At 67.4% G+C, this 15,231-nt stretch carries 15 protein-coding genes and 2 pseudogenes; 5 read left to right on the top strand and 12 right to left on the bottom strand.

The genetic code is table 11. From position 1 onward, the window contains the following. The first annotated feature begins 4 nt into the window (after positions 1–4). Positions 5–889, top strand: a complete 885-nt coding sequence (locus ACP4J3_RS46830) for an esterase/lipase family protein (RefSeq protein WP_426543678.1) — start codon at positions 5–7, stop codon at positions 887–889. A 799-nt stretch (positions 890–1,688) separates the two neighbouring features. Next, positions 1,689–2,273: a GNAT family N-acetyltransferase gene (locus ACP4J3_RS46825; RefSeq protein WP_426543675.1), complete on the top strand. Its 585-nt coding sequence runs from the start codon at positions 1,689–1,691 to the stop codon at positions 2,271–2,273. Between the two features lie 523 nt (positions 2,274–2,796). Here the strand turns inward: ACP4J3_RS46825 and ACP4J3_RS46820 are convergent. From ACP4J3_RS46820 to ACP4J3_RS46790, 7 genes are all read right to left on the bottom strand, one after another. Continuing rightward, positions 2,797–2,955: a hypothetical protein gene (locus ACP4J3_RS46820; RefSeq protein ID WP_426543673.1), complete on the bottom strand. Its 159-nt coding sequence runs from the start codon at positions 2,953–2,955 to the stop codon at positions 2,797–2,799. An 8-nt stretch (positions 2,956–2,963) separates the two neighbouring features. Further along, a complete protein-coding gene (locus ACP4J3_RS46815) occupies positions 2,964–3,842 on the bottom strand; it encodes a metallophosphoesterase family protein (RefSeq protein ID WP_426543671.1) in 879 nt (292 codons plus the stop codon). A 267-nt stretch (positions 3,843–4,109) separates the two neighbouring features. After that, the gene (locus ACP4J3_RS46810; RefSeq protein ID WP_426543669.1) at positions 4,110–4,955 is read right to left on the bottom strand and encodes a phosphotransferase; all 846 of its coding nucleotides are present in this window, start codon (positions 4,953–4,955) and stop codon (positions 4,110–4,112) included. 1,112 nt (positions 4,956–6,067) lie between these two features. Then, positions 6,068–7,669, bottom strand: coding sequence for a polyamine aminopropyltransferase (locus ACP4J3_RS46805; RefSeq protein WP_426543667.1), 1,602 nt, complete (start codon positions 7,667–7,669; stop codon positions 6,068–6,070). A 12-nt stretch (positions 7,670–7,681) separates the two neighbouring features. Beyond that, complete coding sequence (locus ACP4J3_RS46800) at positions 7,682–8,119, bottom strand: DUF350 domain-containing protein (RefSeq protein WP_426543665.1); 438 nt, start codon at positions 8,117–8,119, stop codon at positions 7,682–7,684. A gap of 142 nt (positions 8,120–8,261) precedes the next feature. Beyond that, the gene (locus tag ACP4J3_RS46795) at positions 8,262–8,666 is read right to left on the bottom strand and encodes a DUF4247 domain-containing protein (RefSeq protein ID WP_426543663.1); all 405 of its coding nucleotides are present in this window, start codon (positions 8,664–8,666) and stop codon (positions 8,262–8,264) included. Then, positions 8,663–9,172: a DUF2617 family protein gene (locus tag ACP4J3_RS46790; RefSeq protein ID WP_426543661.1), complete on the bottom strand. Its 510-nt coding sequence runs from the start codon at positions 9,170–9,172 to the stop codon at positions 8,663–8,665. The genes ACP4J3_RS46795 and ACP4J3_RS46790 overlap by 4 nt, the downstream gene beginning before the upstream one ends. Positions 9,173–9,705: 533 nt before the next feature. On the opposite strand from ACP4J3_RS46790, the pseudogene ACP4J3_RS46785 reads away from it, so the two are divergent. Both ACP4J3_RS46785 and ACP4J3_RS46780 read left to right on the top strand, forming a co-directional pair. Beyond that, positions 9,706–10,091 (top strand): annotated as a pseudogene (locus ACP4J3_RS46785) (alpha/beta fold hydrolase); the annotation flags it as partial. A gap of 349 nt (positions 10,092–10,440) precedes the next feature. Further along, positions 10,441–10,989, top strand: coding sequence for a GNAT family N-acetyltransferase (locus tag ACP4J3_RS46780; RefSeq protein ID WP_426543659.1), 549 nt, complete (start codon positions 10,441–10,443; stop codon positions 10,987–10,989). Positions 10,990–11,634: 645 nt separating this feature from the next. Here ACP4J3_RS46780 and ACP4J3_RS46775 read toward each other — a convergent pair. Continuing rightward, positions 11,635–12,515 (bottom strand): annotated as a pseudogene (locus ACP4J3_RS46775) (LacI family DNA-binding transcriptional regulator); the annotation flags it as partial. Positions 12,516–12,544: 29 nt separating this feature from the next. Here ACP4J3_RS46775 and ACP4J3_RS46770 point away from each other — a divergent pair. Then, positions 12,545–12,703 (top strand): hypothetical protein, encoded by a 159-nt coding sequence (locus tag ACP4J3_RS46770; RefSeq protein ID WP_426543657.1) that lies wholly within the window; start codon positions 12,545–12,547, stop codon positions 12,701–12,703. A gap of 271 nt (positions 12,704–12,974) precedes the next feature. On the opposite strand, the gene ACP4J3_RS46765 is transcribed toward ACP4J3_RS46770, so the two are convergent. From ACP4J3_RS46765 to ACP4J3_RS46750, 4 genes are all read right to left on the bottom strand, one after another. Continuing rightward, the gene (locus ACP4J3_RS46765) at positions 12,975–13,097 is read right to left on the bottom strand and encodes a hypothetical protein (RefSeq protein ID WP_426543655.1); all 123 of its coding nucleotides are present in this window, start codon (positions 13,095–13,097) and stop codon (positions 12,975–12,977) included. A 137-nt stretch (positions 13,098–13,234) separates the two neighbouring features. Then, positions 13,235–13,831, bottom strand: coding sequence for a hypothetical protein (locus ACP4J3_RS46760; RefSeq protein ID WP_426543653.1), 597 nt, complete (start codon positions 13,829–13,831; stop codon positions 13,235–13,237). Next, complete coding sequence (locus ACP4J3_RS46755; protein ID WP_426543651.1) at positions 13,828–14,136, bottom strand: hypothetical protein; 309 nt, start codon at positions 14,134–14,136, stop codon at positions 13,828–13,830. Before ACP4J3_RS46755 ends, ACP4J3_RS46760 begins: the two co-directional genes overlap by 4 nt. A gap of 154 nt (positions 14,137–14,290) precedes the next feature. Further along, positions 14,291–15,040, bottom strand: coding sequence for an alpha/beta fold hydrolase (locus ACP4J3_RS46750; protein ID WP_426543649.1), 750 nt, complete (start codon positions 15,038–15,040; stop codon positions 14,291–14,293). Between the last annotated feature and the right edge of the window lie 191 nt (positions 15,041–15,231).

Genomic DNA, 15,231 nt, shown 5'->3' with positions numbered 1-15,231 from the left:
GTCCATGCGACGAACCCGAAGACTTGCCAGGCTGTTCATCAGCGCCCTGGTGGCCATGGCGATTTCGCTGCTTGCCGCTGCCCCCGCGAACGCCGAACCGAGCCGCGGCGACACCGAGGGAACCGTCATCTTCATCCACGGATATGATCCGTTCGGTGAAGCGGAGGTCGACTGCGCCAACTACTGGAGGAACGCTCGGAGCTACTTCAAGGACAAGAACTGGGACGGAAAGCTGTACACGTACGGGTACTACCATGGCAACACGAACTGCTCATGGAACGTCTCGTACCATGATGGGAAGATCACCGATCGCAACACCTCGCTCAATACAATTGCGAAGCGGTTCGCGTGGCACATCTACTACAAGTACTCAAAGGACAACAAGAAGGTCGACATCATCGCCCACTCCATGGGCGGCCTGATTGTCCGCACCATGCTCCGCCACGTTGCACTGAATATGACCGGCTGGCCGCCGCACCTCTATGTCGAGGATGTCGTGACGCTCGGCACCCCCCACAATGGCGCGAACTCGAATTACGTCTGGCTCTGCCGCGACAAGGTCCAGTGCCAGCAGATGACACGGGGGAGCAGTTTCCTCGAAAACCTCGGGCCAGTTACCTACGATTCAGATATGGGCACCGACTGGACCGTGATGTCGTCGTTCAACGATGGCACCGTCAGCGAAACTTCCGGTGCTTACCCATATGCGGAGCACAAGATTCAGTACTCGAATCTGCCCGGCAATGACGACCACAACGCTCTCAGGAAGGAGTACACCGATATGCACAGGGGCCGTGTCAAGCACGGGGGCGAGTGGTCCGACTACAAGCAGATAGCTGCGCCACTGGAGAGAGCGCGCCTGGCTGCTTATCGCAATGCCACCAGGTGAGGGCCTTCAGAAGAACATGCCGTCCAGCTTGCCGGTGGCCAGCAGGCCCGCGTCGATCTCTCCGGTGCACGTCGGTTCCGGTTCTGGAGCGCACTGTTGTGGTATTGGAGGCTGAACTCGCAGGTCCCGGAGGTCCGCGCCGTGCGGTCCAGCGAGGTTCGCACCGTGCCGGCATGGGAGAACGCTGCAGGTGAACCGGACGGCGGTGGAACCGACGGCAGCCAGCCAGGACACCGTCCCCTCGACCACCGGTGGCGACGAGTCGCGGTGAAGACTCAACACCGTTGCGGGGATGCGATGGCGAACGCCGCGCTCGCGGAGCCGGCAACGGAGGTGGTCGTAGTCGTATCCCTGTCCGCATGCAGTTTCGCCGGGCGCCGCCGTCAGGATCCGCGGCAACCGCAAGGGCGGGATACCGTGCACCAGCGGTTCCACAGCTCGGCTGTCGTGCGTGTCGGCACCGGAGGAATCCCAGGGAAATCGGGAGTCCGTTCCGGTCGATCAACAGGTGTATCTCAGAGGACGTTGAGTCCGTTTCGGCCAGTGGCTTTGTCCGGGTTGGGTGAGGAAGCCTTGGCGGGCGAGGCACCCGAGGCGGCTGCGGGCGACACTCATGTCCGGGGCGTCGGCGGGCAGGCCGAGTAGTTGTGCCGTTCGTGGACCCTGAATGCCTGGTCGGAGCGCTGGTTGAAGGCGTGCACGATCTGCTGGTAGGCGGTGCCTTGGCCGTGGGGGCCGGGGGCCGGACCGGTCGGATATTCGGTGCTCTGATCACCCGCATAAGGGCAAGATGGTGCGCATGACTCTGGCCACCCCCGTACTGCACACCGCTCGCCTGCGACTACGCCCCTTCACCGACGCCGACGCGGACCCCCTCTTCGCGCTGCACAGCAGCGCCTACGTGCTGCGCTACTGGGACTCGCCGCCGTGGACCGAACGGGGCCGCGCCGAGCGGTTCATCGCGATGTGCCGGAAGATGGGGGTCGAAGGCACCGGGGCGCGGGTGGCCATCGACCGTGCTTCTGACGGTGCCTTCGTCGGCTGGTGCGGTCTGACTGGATGGAATCCGGACTACCGCAGCGCGTCGTTGGGCTACGTCCTCGGCGAAGCGATGTGGGGCCACGGCTACGCGACGGAGGCTGCGCACGCCTTGCTGAAGTGGGCATTCGACACACTGGACCTGAATCGAGTTCAGGCCGAGACCGATACTCGCAACGCGGCATCTGCCCGGGTCCTGGAGAAGATCGGATTCGTGCGTGAAGGGACGTTGCGGGAAGACTGCGTCGTGAACGGCGAGGTATCCGACTCGTGGGTGTTCGGATTGCTCAGGCGAGAGTGGCGGCCGTCGACCGTGCCGATTCCAGCGGGCCAAGAGCGGCATTGAGTCCGTTTCTGGTAGAGGCCGCATCCAGGTTGAGGAAGGAAGCCTTGACGAGTGAGGCGTCCAAGGCGACTGCGGGGTGATGTTCATTGCCGGGTCATCGGTGGGCATCCCGAGGAGTTCGTGCAGATCACGGACTCGGAACGCCTGATCGGGGTGGCTGTTGAAGGCGTTCAGGATGACCTGGTTGACGGTGGTCAACTCGGGCGATTCGAGTTCGGTCCCGGTCGGGTCGAGTTCCGCGATGACCTTCCAGGGCATGGCGAACTCCGCCAGCCGCGCCCCGGTCTCGGCCAGGGCAGCGTCCAGGTCGTCCACCCAGTCCTGCGTCAGCTTGGCTCCGTCTTCGGTGACACGGGCGGAGGGTCCTGCAAGCCAGTGCGCGTAGAGATACTGGGAGTTGAGGCAGCGGCTTTTTTTCGGTACGTCGTCAGGGTCGATCACAATCCCGCTGCCAGGAACCTGACCAGCGACCAGGGCAGCAGCGGCGATGGCTTCCACAGCACCATCCGAGCTCGCCGTCAGGTCACCGGCTGGCTCGGTACGGGCGAGGGAGCCGCAGCAGGCGCGGCTCTTCCTCGTCGCCGATGTCCCGCACTCGCCACCCGCACCCGTTCAGCCACGAGTCCAGCTGGCCGGTGGTCATCGTCCGGTCCCGCAGCCGGACGGCACGCCGCAACTGCATGACGCTTCTCAGCTCGGGCTCATCCTGGGCGGGCCGAGTTTCTCGATCACCTCACGCATCTCCTCCTCATCGGCTTCGTAGCCCATCTCGCCCACGCGGGGATCACGGGCATGGAGGGTGTGGATGAGCGGTCCGTGGGGCGTGCCGAGCCGGACCAGGGAGGCCGAAGGGCCGTGCACGGCGCGCTCGGTGCCGGGCCGGGCGGTCAGGTCGATGCGGCTGACGATGTCGGGCGTCACCCAGACCGTCGCCTGTTCCAGGCGTCCCAGGATCTGAAGGTGGAAGTGACCGCAGAGGATCAGCTGCACGTCGGTTCCGCGGATCACCGCACCCAGTTCGTCGGCATTCTGCAGCCCGAGTGCCCGCTGCACCTCGACCTCCAGCGCGACCGGCGGGTGGTGGAAGGCCAGGAGCGTGCCACGCATCGCGGGGGTGGCCAAGACCTCGCGCAGCCAGTCCATCTGGGCCCGGCCGATCCTCCCGTAGCTCTTGCCCGGCACGAGGGAGTCCAACGTGACCACCCGCCAGCCATCGACCGTGCTCGCGGCGGCACGCTCGCCCTCGGGCCCGTCGTACACCGCGTCGGGATGTGCATGGCCACAGCCGAGCACCTCGCCGAACGCCGCCCGCTCATCGTGGTTCCCGGTCGCATAGAACACCGACGCGCCCCGCTGTCGGGCGTAGCCGCCCACGAGCTCACGGGCTCGCGCGTAACCCTCGCGCGATCCATCGTCCGCCACGTCTCCCGTGACGATGAGTGCATCGAGGTCGCGTAGGTGGACCAGGTCGGCGAGCATCCGGCGAAGCGCCGCCGTGCCGTCGGCCCCGTCGGCGTCCGGGCCGCCGGCGCGGTCGAGGTGTGTGTCGGACAGATGCAGGATCTTCATCCCGTCAAGCTAACCGCATATCAGATGCCGCCGGCCCCGCGCAGCGAACGAGGAACCGGGCTCACACCCCGAGCCGTCAGCCGCCGGCCCATGAGCAACCCGACAGCGAGAGGCGTTGTCATCTCTCATCGACATCTCCGGGCCGTCTGATCGCAACGTGCCGCCCGAAAACCATCGAACAGACGCTGACCGCCCCCGGGCTCTGGCTCTCGTTGCGTGGAGCGTGACGTCGCGTGTTCGAGCCCTCTTCGGCGAAGGCGGGGGCAGTCAGCGTAAAGCACTCGCGAAGACGTCGCGGTTGGCGGTTGTGTAGTCGTGCTCACGCCTGGACCACGCGATCCGGGCAAGGATCTGTTCGTTGTCGGCCACGCGTGGATGTGCAGTGTTGAGGTGCTGACGCCACCAGAGGGCGTTGCGGATTTGGCGGTCGAGGATGGCGTCGACGAGGCTGCTTCGCGCTGGGATGTCGAGCCCGTAGCCGTCGGCGAGGATCCGTACCTGAGCTGCCTGTTCTTGGGCGGGTGAGGCTTGTGGCTTGGAGGAGATGCACCAGGTCCAGGCCATGTATCCGAGGTCTTCGAGAGGGTCGCCGGGGGCGGCTGTATCGAAGTCGATGAAGGCCATCGGCCGGTCCTGCTGGAAGACAGCGTTGTTCGGGCCGGGATCGTGGTGGCAGACGACCGGATGCCTCGCGGCAAGGCGGCTGCCGCGGGTGGCCTCATACAGCGAGCGCAGAAGGGTACCGGCAGCCACCACCTGATCGTCGCTCCAGAGCTGGAATCCGGGCGGCACTCGGCCGGGCAGGTAGGTGAACGTGTCACGGCCGGTGTCGTCGAGCCCGAGGTATCGCGGTGCGCCGTTGAACCCGCGTTGTTGAAGGTGGTTCAGTAATTCGGCGACGAACGCAGACCTTGCTGTGACGGGTCGCCGGACGGTGTCGCCGACACGGACGACGCAGTGAGTGATCCGCCCTCCGGACAGTGGCACCTCGTCCATTCCCGGGTTCATGACTCCAGCTTCTCGTGTTCTTGCCGATCCGTTGGGCATGCGAAGCAAGCTGCCGGCCGTCGCCACCGCTGTGCTCACCACGCCGGGCACGTCGAAGAACAGCATCCCGCCTGGGCAATCATCGCTCTCTCCATATGTCTGACGGTGTGGGGCAGCACCTCGACCACAGGCCGCGCAGAGGCGGAGGCGGCGCATTGGGTGCACTCGCCGCGAAGGGACACGCCTGCGTACGCGCTGGCCGACATCAACCGCCCTACACCGCCCGCCCGCGACTTCGGGCACACAGCGTCACGCTCCACACGACGAGAGCCCGAGCCGACTCCCGTCTACGAAACCAGCACGGTGCCGAGCAACCCGCCGACCTGCTACAGGACGGTACTGAACACACTGACCGCGATACCGCCACGCCGGGCCGGGCAACCCAGGCGAAGGTGACCGGCGCCGCCACCAGACCCATGCCCGAACCGCGGATCACCACCGAGCGCAGATACGGACCCTTGCCGCCCGGCCCGCAGCTTCCCAGCGCCCCCGAGGCAGCGGGGAAGAGCCCCGTCCCGGCTCATGGTCCACCCAGCAGGAAAGACCACATCATCACGGCGGCGACCCACGCCACCGCGCCCCCTGTCGCAGCCCAACATCCGCTGACCACCGCGCACCGGCCCGTGAGGGGTACGCCCGGCAGCGAACACCACCCTCACCGAACAGGCCCCACACTCCTACCGATCCGCCCCCGTCCTGCCGGGCGTCGGCCCCCACCAACACGCCCACACCACCGGCAGGCGACATCGACCGGATCGGCCAGCACAAGCAGATGCAAGGCCTCGTCGATCCGGCGTACCCGGCGAACGCGGCACCGAGCCCGGCGAAGGCCGCACCAGCGGCGCACCCTGCTGAAGACGACAGCCTCCAGCAGCCCGAACCTCGCGACAGGTCCCGCGGACCGGCAACTCCTGACGGCGAGGAGGCACGGCGTCGGCCCTGCCGACCGGCCTGACACGAAGTCAACCACCCGCGCACAGGGCCCTGCGGCACCTCACCCGGCACCGCAACGCCCCCGGCCCTGCCCTCAGGCCCGCCCGCCGGCCACTCGCCGCCCTCCCCGCCCGCGTCGGCCCTCCCGGAGCCGCTCGCCACCGACCACCGGCAGGCCGCACAAGCCGCCGCCACGCACCCCGCCCACGTCTGCCCACAATGCAACCGGCTCCGGTCGCACGCGGTCAGTAGTTCCGCCACTCATCCAGCACGTACTCCAGCACGGCCGGGTCCATCAGCGTGCTGGGCCGTACGTCCTGGCGGCGGCGGTCCACGGGGAACACCGCGGCGGCCTTCAGGACCGCGTCGTCCAGGTAGCGCAGTGGCGGGGCATCCGATGCCAGCTTCAGCGGCGGGGACGTACCCCGGCCGGGGGTGGCCAGGACGAAGCCCCAGTTACCGAAGCTCGGCACGTCGACCTGGAACTCGGCGGTCGAGTAGCCCGCCGTCTCGATCGTCTTCGCGATCGACCAGTACGTCTTCGGCGCGAAGAACGGCGACCCGCTCTGCACCATCACCCTGCTGTGCGGCGTCATCACCTGCCCGAGCAGGTGGTAGAACTCCACCGAGTACAGCTTGGCCAGCGCCGCAGTGTCCGGGTCGGGGAAGTCGATGACGACCGCGTCATAACGCTGGCGGGCGCCGCGCAGCCAGTTGAAGGCATCAGCGTTGACCACCGTGACCCTCGGGTCGTCCAGCGCCCGGCGACTGAGGTCCCGCAAGGGCCCGAAGTCGCGCGCCAGGCGGGTCATCGCCGGATCCAGCTCTACGAGCGTGACGGCCCGCACGTCGTCGTAGCGCATCACCTCGCGCAGCGCGAGCCCGTCACCGCCGCCCATGATCAGCACACGGGCGCGGGAGCCCGCGAGCGCGGGGTGGACGAGGGACTCGTGGTAGCGGTACTCGTCGACCGAGCTGAACTGCAGATCACCGTTGAGGAACAGCCGGATGTCCGGTGCGCCGGTGAAGGCCGTGGAACGGGTGACGACGATTTCCTGGTACGGCGTCGTCTCCGCGTGGACGATCGGGTCCCGGTACATCCGCTGACGCGCTGTCACCTCCAGATCGTCCGCGAACACGTACGCCGAACCGAGCACGGCCAACACCGCAGCGACCCCCGCCAGCAGGGCGCCTCGCACCCAGCGCCGGATCTGCCGACGAAAGAGGAACACCACCACGATGACACCGGCCACCGCGTTCACCGCGCCGACCACCAGCGCACCCTTGAGCTGACCGAACGTCGGCAGGAGCCACAGCGGGAAACCCAGGCCGCCGACCAGCGCCCCGATGTAGTCGACGGCGAACATGTCGGCGACCGCACTGTCCGCCTCCTGCCGCCGGATCCGCTGCAGCAACGTCATCAGCAGCGGGATCTCGGCCCCGATCAGCACACCGACGGCCACCGCGACCACGATCATCGCCGGGGTGTACACCCTCAGCCAGGCGAACGCCGAGTACAGCACCAACACCGACAGCCCGCCGACCAGCGCCAGTACGCCCTCCACCAGCGCGAACGCGCCGACCGCGCGGCGGCGCAGCGGTTTGGCGGCCAGCGAGCCCAGCCCCATGGCGCACACCATCACGGAGATCACCACGGAGGTCTGGAGCACCGAGTTGCCGATGAGATAGCTGCCCAGCGCGGTCAGGGCCAGCTCGTACACGAGGCCGCAGGCGGCGCAGAGGAACACGGCGAACAGCAGCAGGAAACGCGCCCCCCGGGTGTGCTGGAAAGCCGGGGGGCGGGAGGGTGCCGCGGTGGTGTCGCGGCCTTGCAGGGCGGCGCTCATCGAGGGGCGCCGTTACGAGATCGCGGCGCCGACCATGAACCCGGTGCCCAGGTACATGCCGGCCTGGACCCAGGCGGCGGGGTGCGGACGGCTATCCTGGTCGTCGAGGACGACCGCGCCCATCTGACCCGGCGTGAACACGCCGATCACGATGCCGACGACGGTCATCACCAGCACGCCGGCCAGGCCGTACAGCAGCGTACTGATCAGCCCGTAGCCGAGGCCCTGCTCGGACTCGCTCGCCTCGATGGCCTTCATGATGACCAGACCCACGGCGACGGACTGGCTGCCCAGCAGCACCGCCGCGCCACGGTTCCGGTCGGTCCACACCACGTGATACAGCTTGCCCGGCGTGACAAGGTCAAGGGCGATAAAGCCGACAGCCATCACCACCAGTCCCACAAGTCCGTAAAGCAGAGCCTGGCCGGTCGACTCGAAGATCTCGCTCACTGCGTGCCTTTCCTGGAGACGGGGACGGGGTCGGAGACGGGTCGGGGTCGGGAGCGGGTCGGGGTCGGGGCGGGATGTGATCAGGTGCCGTGCGGGAAGAACGCGGGACGCGCCGGCCCGTGAACGGGCCCGTCACCGGGCGCTACTTGCCCTCGCCGGGACCGCCGCCGCGAAAACTCGCGCTGTCCGGGTCCGGCCAGTACGTCAGATGCCGCTGATGGCGGCGGTAGCCGTTGCGGTAATCCTCAATCTCGATCAGACTGCCGCCCCGGTACGGCGAGACCGTGACCATGTCATCGCCATATCGCAAGAACTCCATCCCGCCACCGGACGCACGGTCCAGCTCCGCCCGCTCGGCGCGGATCGCCCGGGCGACCTCACCCGGCGCACTGTCCGCATCGACCCAGCCCGACCCGGAAGCGGCGTACGTCTTCCTGATCCACTCACGCGGGACCGCATCACCATCCCCGTCGCCGGAACAGGCGGAGAGCACAGTCGCGGCCAGCACCACCGCCACCGCCGTGCGGACGAATCGGGCACTGTTCATCGGGCCTCCAGCCGGCTGTACGTCGATACGATCTGGCCGTTCTGCGGATACGTATGCCAGGAACGCCACACCAGCCCGACACCGGGCGAGCCCTCGACCGCCTCCTCCACGACCACCGCAGTGACCGCCTCCGGCGAACCGGGAAACACCCCGCACAGGCTGTGCTCGGCATCAGCGGCCCGGTCGAGCACCCGCGCCACCTCTGCACTGAACTCCCCGGAAACCAGCCGACGAGTAGTGGCGCCGAACTCATAGATCCAGCCCGGCAGATGACGCGTACAGGTCTCGGGAAGCCCCCGCACCGCACCGCGCAGACACGCCACCGTCTCCCCCACAGGACCCGCGAACACCTGATGCGAAGCCCCCAGCAGCCGCAGCCGCACCACCAGCCCGCCCAGCAACACGACACGCTCCGCCAGCGCCGGACGCTCCGTCAAATCCAGCGAAAAACAAAGGTGATCCGCATCCGTATCCAGAAAGGGCACATCCAGACAAACGGCGTCCACACGGCCCCCCGGTCGTTTCCTGCCAAGATCAGCGGCCGAGTATGGCACACTCCCGTCAGGCTTCAGGCACCGGGGGGAGGGCTTGGGGGTGACAAGACCCGCCACCCCGCAAAGGCCAGACCGCGCCCCCACCACACCAACACCCACGATGGGCCACAGACCAACACGGCTGCGCACGGCCCGCTCTTTTTGCCTCAGGGGCTCCGGCCGATGGGGAGCCAGTTGCACGCCGAACAGACCCGCACCACCTTCCTCACAACCGCAGCCGAGCTGTTCGACCCGTAAGGGGTCCTCACCATGCGCAACGATCGGGTCGGTCGGCCTCCAGCAGGACACCGCGCAGCGGGTCGAATGGGCGGTCGCAGCGACTGAGGCAGAGCGAGCCATCAGTGGAGCACCGATGAGTTTCGTGCCCGCCAGGCGTCCTCATGTCAGCGTCTGCAGCACCACCACAAGCCCGACCAGCCGCACACGCACCCCAGCAGCAGACAGCCAAGGCCGACGCACGCGTCGTCTCCGCCGACGGCACCGAGATCGTGTTCGAGCGGTCGGGCAGTGGGCCGGCCGTCATCCTGGTGGCCCTACGCCCTGGCCGACCGCTCCGACACCACCAAGCTCGCCGGCCTCCTCGCCGAGCACTTCACCGTGATCAACTACGACCGGCGCGGCCGGGGCGCCAGCGGTGGCGCCGACGCCTACGCCGTCGAGCGCTAGATCGAGGACATCCCCGCCCTGATCACATACGGCGGCGGCTCGGCAGCGGTGTTCGGTCGTCCTCCGGCGCGGTCCCGCCCTGCGCGCGGCCGCCGCCGGATTGAACATCGACCGCCTGGCCCTGTACGAACCGCCGTTCGTCGTCGCCGACGGCGACAGCCCGCCCACGGACCTTGCCCAGCAGGTCACCGCGCTGCTCGCCCAGGCATTGACGGCACTGTGGCAGCGGCACTGGCCCCGTTGCATCATTCCCCCGGCATCGCCGCCGTCCGGGAATCCAGGCCAAGCCGGCCCGGTGCGTACGGGTGTTCCGTGCTGATGTATGGGCGATCCGGACTGCCTTAAAGATCTCCCTGGCCGTACAACTGTTTTCCGCCGACGCCGGCGTGATCCGGCCGCCAGCGACGTGGCGGGCGCGGCGAGGATCGTCGCCGAAGTGCCGGTTGTTCAGTGAACACTTGAGATCTGCGAGGTCATACTTTGGGCGAGCTGTCGCTCGCCACCGCTCATGCGGATCATTGAGGTTCAACGATTGGCAACCCTGGGGGTACTCGGTGAGCATTTCGATCCGGCCTGCACAACTGCAGGAAGCAAGCATCCTGACTGATCTGGCGCTTCGCTCGAAGGCATATTGGGGATACGACGCTCAGTTTCTTGAGTCATGCCGTGAAGAACTCACCCTCAAGGAGGGTGAACTCTCCGTCCGTCGTGCCACTGTGGCTGAACAGGACGGCGGCATTGTCGGCTTCGCGACCTTGGAAGGCGATCCACCGCAGGGCGTGCTGGGCATGATGTTCGTCGATCCCGGCGTCATCGGGAAGGGCATCGGGCGCCTACTCTTCGACCACACCGTCACCACCGCTCAGAACCTCGGGTTCACCCAGTTCACCATCGACGCGGACCCGAACGCCGAACCCTTCTATCAGGCCATGGGAGCAGTGCCGGTTGGTGTTGTTCCCTCAGGATCGATCCCCGGTAGGACACTTACCCAGTTACTGCGCAGCATCCGAGGTCCCAGTCGACTGCCGCTCACGGACACTCGGGCGGCGGGCTCGTCGGCCAGGCGCAGGGTGAATCGGTGCGGCAGCATCTCTGAGGTCTGACCTGCGCGGACATGGGTGGTCTTCGCCGATACGACACCCTGGCACGTGAACGCCCGGAGAGCATGCGAGAGGAGTGTGGCGGTTACACCGGCGCGTTCGGCCAGAATCACCGTTGCGGCCGGGTGCAGGATCTGCCAGTCCATGCGCGCCCAAGCAGGGCCCATCAAGGCATTGATCACGGATGCCACGCGCGTGACACCGGAGTGAATGCCGGTTTCCTCGCCTATGCAGAGGACGTCGTCGCTCGCATCTACTCACGTCCGGGATTCCGTCCTGCCGACAGCACCTTCTCGACACCCGTGTGCCATGCCCGGCACCTCGTCGCCCGCGCGACGCCGACGGTGACGCCATCCCGTACGGCTCCACCGCGCTCGGCCGAGATCTCTCCCCCGCCGACCGCGAGGGCAGCGCTCCCTGCGAGAGCAGTCTCACCTGACCGGGCGGCTGCCCTGTGGCGCATTTTCCGAACGTTGCTTGTTCGGCATCAGCGCCCGAACGCGAACAACGATTGAGCCTCTGCTTCTGGAGTGGCCGTTCCGGCGCAACAGCTGCTTCGTCGGCCCGGTTGCGACAGAACTCTGAGGCGGAGCTGAAGAACAGGGCGGTGTCCCGAGGGGCGCCGCCACGCCCACCGTTTCGTAGAACGCTACGCGACATCCGGTTGTATAGCAGCCGTGCCATCAACCGTCCCATCGCCTCGATGTCCTGGTGCACCGTCGTCAGCGGGGGATCCGTGGCCCCGGCGATCGGCGTGAGGTTGTCGAAATCGACGACCGCCACATCCCCCGGCCTACGAACACCGCGTCCAGGTCCGGGACTTGATCGAGAAGCAGTTCACCCTCGGCGAGCAGTTGGGGCGCGGTGTCCAGGAGGACGTCGCGATAGCCGTCCAGGCGGTCAATCGCGGAAGCCTGGTTGGGCGGCCCGGTGATGGTTGCGATGCGCTGGCGTCCCAGCGATACGAGATGCCGAACGGCTTCCCGTCCACCGCCACGGTTGTCGGCATCGACGTACGTGTAGACGGGGCTGCGATGTCCGGAGCCAGGGACTGGGCGTCCACCGAAGACAGCAGGCAGCCCCATCTGCTCGACTCTGTCCGACAATGGGTCGTCGGCGCGCAGCGAGAACAGCAAGGCGCCATCGACGTGACCGCCGCCGAGGAAGTTGCACACGCGCGGATAGTCGTCCTGCTCCTCGATGAAGAGGAGTACGGGCTGGACGCCGTGCTGAACGAGCTCTTGCCGGATGCCGCGGAGATGGCAGTCGTAGTACGGGTCCACGAACAGCTGGTTCTGCGGCTCGGTGACCACCACGGCAACGGCATTGTTGCGGCGGGTGACCAGCCTTCTGGCAGCCTGGTTCGGTACATAGCCGAGTTCCGCCACCGCTTCCCGAATGCGTTCAGCGACTGCCGCCCGCACCCTCGGCTCGCCGTTGATCACTCGCGACACGGTGGACTTCGACACTCCCGCCCGCCGCGCTACGTCCTCAAGCGTGGGGCGTTGCCCGATCAGCCGTTCAGCCAATTCCGTATCCGATGCGGCGCAGTTCACCGTTGCTGCTGGACACGTCAGCCCTCCGCCGCACCGTAGTGGGCCGGGGCGACTTCGAGCATCAGCTCGCCGATCGCGAGAGTGATGGCGGCGAGTTCGTCGATGACGGCGAGCGCGGTGAAGGGGCGGGCTGGACGCCGTGGCCGCCTGCCATCGGCTGAAGACGGACGCCCAGGCCATGAGGACGCCCTCGGCCCAATCGCCCCCCGGCTGGACGGGCCGCCGTGCTCACCGGAGCGTGGCTCAACCGACCGCTGGGCGGGGCGACTGCGGAGGTGAGGTGTCGCGAGGTGTGATCGAGTCCTGCGGCTGCTGTGAGTGTGCCGACGACCTGGGCGAGACTGCTGCTTCCATCCGGGGAGTTCGGTGGCCTTCCCGCAGCGCGGGTGGCGTAGCAGTAGGCCAGGGCCCCGAGGTGGTTGCGGTTGCCTCCTACAGCAGCACGGTACCGCACGCAAATGTCGCGCCGAAGATCAGGCAGTACATCTGGTAGGTGACGCGGTCGGCGCTCACATTTCGCAGCAGCAGGCTACGCGTGGCCGCAGTCCAGCTCATCGCGGTGATGGCGAGTGTGCAGGAGATAGTGGCGATTGGGCCGGCATGGCTGGGGGCGAAGAGCAGGACATACGTAGCGATGGGAAACCCGGCCATGACGGCCGCGAACCAGATCCGAACAGGCCAGTGACCGATGATCAGCGGGAGGGTGTGGCGGCCGAGCCGGGCATCCCCGCCATGTCGCGTACGTCCTCGAATCGCAGGGAGAGATTGAATCCGACTGTGATGACGAGGATCCAGGACCATGCAACGGCATCGAGCGGGGCGGCGAGTTCCCAGGCGCCGGCGAGCATGGCGATGGTGCCCAGCACCATGGCGACCGGTTTGGCCCACAGGTAGTCGCGGGGGCGTGCCAGCAGGTTGAAGCCGATCACCGTGGTCTGCCACAGGAGTGTCCAGGCGAGGGTGCCGGTGAGCCATCCGAGCAGTGTGTACGCCGGCATGGCGCACCAGAAGCGGCCCAGTAGCCCCCGGGATGTGATCAGTCCGCAGGGGACGGGACGGTGGCGTTTGTTGACCAAGTCTTCGTCGGCACCGGTCGCCTGGTTGGAGGTGTCGAAGACGTACTGGTAGAGGGCGAAGTATGCGGCGCTGGTCACCATGGTCGTCACCAGGGTGAGACCGCGGATGTCTCGATGGGCACAGGCCGCCGCTGTGAACAGCATGCTCGGCCATGAGGACGGCCCGGACGGCGGTGAGAGCACTGCGGGCGTCGGACCGATGGTGTTCGTCATGTGGTCCGCCGTGAGGTGGCAGCAGCCAACTGCCGTAGGACGGCGATAGCTGCGGGTGGGAACGGGGCGGCGTGCTCGAGGGTGGCCAGAGCCTGGCTACAACGGTCTTCAATCAGCTCCTCCACGGCGTCGCGGGCTCTGGTGTCGGCGAGGACGGCGCGGATCCGTTCTGCCCCCGCGTTGTCCAAGTTCGGATCGCCCGGGGAAGACCGCAGGATGCGGCGCTGGGCGGGATCGGCACGGTCCAGGGCGACGGCGATGAGTGCGGTCTGCTTGCCGTCACGCAGGTCGTCCCGCAGTGGCAAGGCATCCCCCAGGGGGAGGGCGTAGGCGGTGAGGGTTTCTAGTGTCGCATCAGGCAATGTTCGCCCTGTGGTGTTCCGTTCGCTTGCTGCCCCAGGGGTGCCGGACGGCCACAATGATCATGTCTGAACGTGTGCGGGTGCGTTGGGCGGTAGCTCAGGCGCCGCCCAGGAACGGCTTGATGGTGCGAACGAGTTCCTCAGGATGATCGAGCTGCGGTAGGTGCGTGCCCGGGGTCCGCAGCACCTCAGTCCCGAGCTGGGCGGCGAGCCAGGTGGCGACCTCGTGAAAGAAGTCCGGTGAGTCCTGGCTGATCAGGGCTCGGGCGGGCGCGGTGATGCCGGCGAGTTCCACGTCGTCTGGGCGGTACGCCTCGAACTTCCCCATCTCGACGCCGAAGAGCGTCTCGCCGTTCGCGAGCATCCTCTGGCGTAGCCGCGGCTCCATCTGCTCCCAGTTCACGTCACCGGCGGCAAACCGCATGAAGTGTTCGACGGCTGCCTCAGGGCCTCCGGCGGCCATCCCTGCTTCGACGACCGCCTGCACGACGGCCTGCGCCTCCCCCGGGTTCTTCACCACGGATGGCAGTGGGGGTTCGTGCAGTACCGCGCTACGGACGACGGCGGGGTGGCGTACGAGCAGGTCCAGGGCGACGATGGCCCCGTAGCTGTTGCCGTACACGGCGGCGGGAGCGAGCCGCAGTGCGGTGAGCAGGGCGGCCGCGTCGTCCGCCTGCTCGGCCACCGAGGTCGTTTGCCACCCGGTGGGACGCGGGCTGCGCGAGTTGCCCCGCCGGTCGTAGCTGAGCACGGTGAATTCATTGCGAGCAAGCCCGCGACCCGGTCGAAGCAGCCGGCATCGCCGCCTGCACCGGCGATGAACAGTACCGACGGGCCGGTGCCGCACAAATCGTAGTAGATGTCCGTTCCGTTGACGGCAATCGACGGCATGGCCTTCCCTTCGCTCGGCGCAGGTCTTCCCACCCTGCGCTCGGAATGCTGCCGCTCCCGCCACCCGTGCACATCAGACGCGGCGCGCGCGTCGCCCGCGAGTGGGCGAGTCGAGCGGCTGAACGGAGGCCCGCCGCGTCACGGCGC

It is taken from the genome of Streptomyces sp. UG1 (genome assembly GCF_049974585.1).
Classification (GTDB): Bacteria; Actinomycetota; Actinomycetes; order Streptomycetales; family Streptomycetaceae; genus Streptomyces.
The sequence above is the reverse complement of the archived record's forward strand: the minus strand, read 5'-3'. Positions and strand labels throughout refer to the sequence as shown.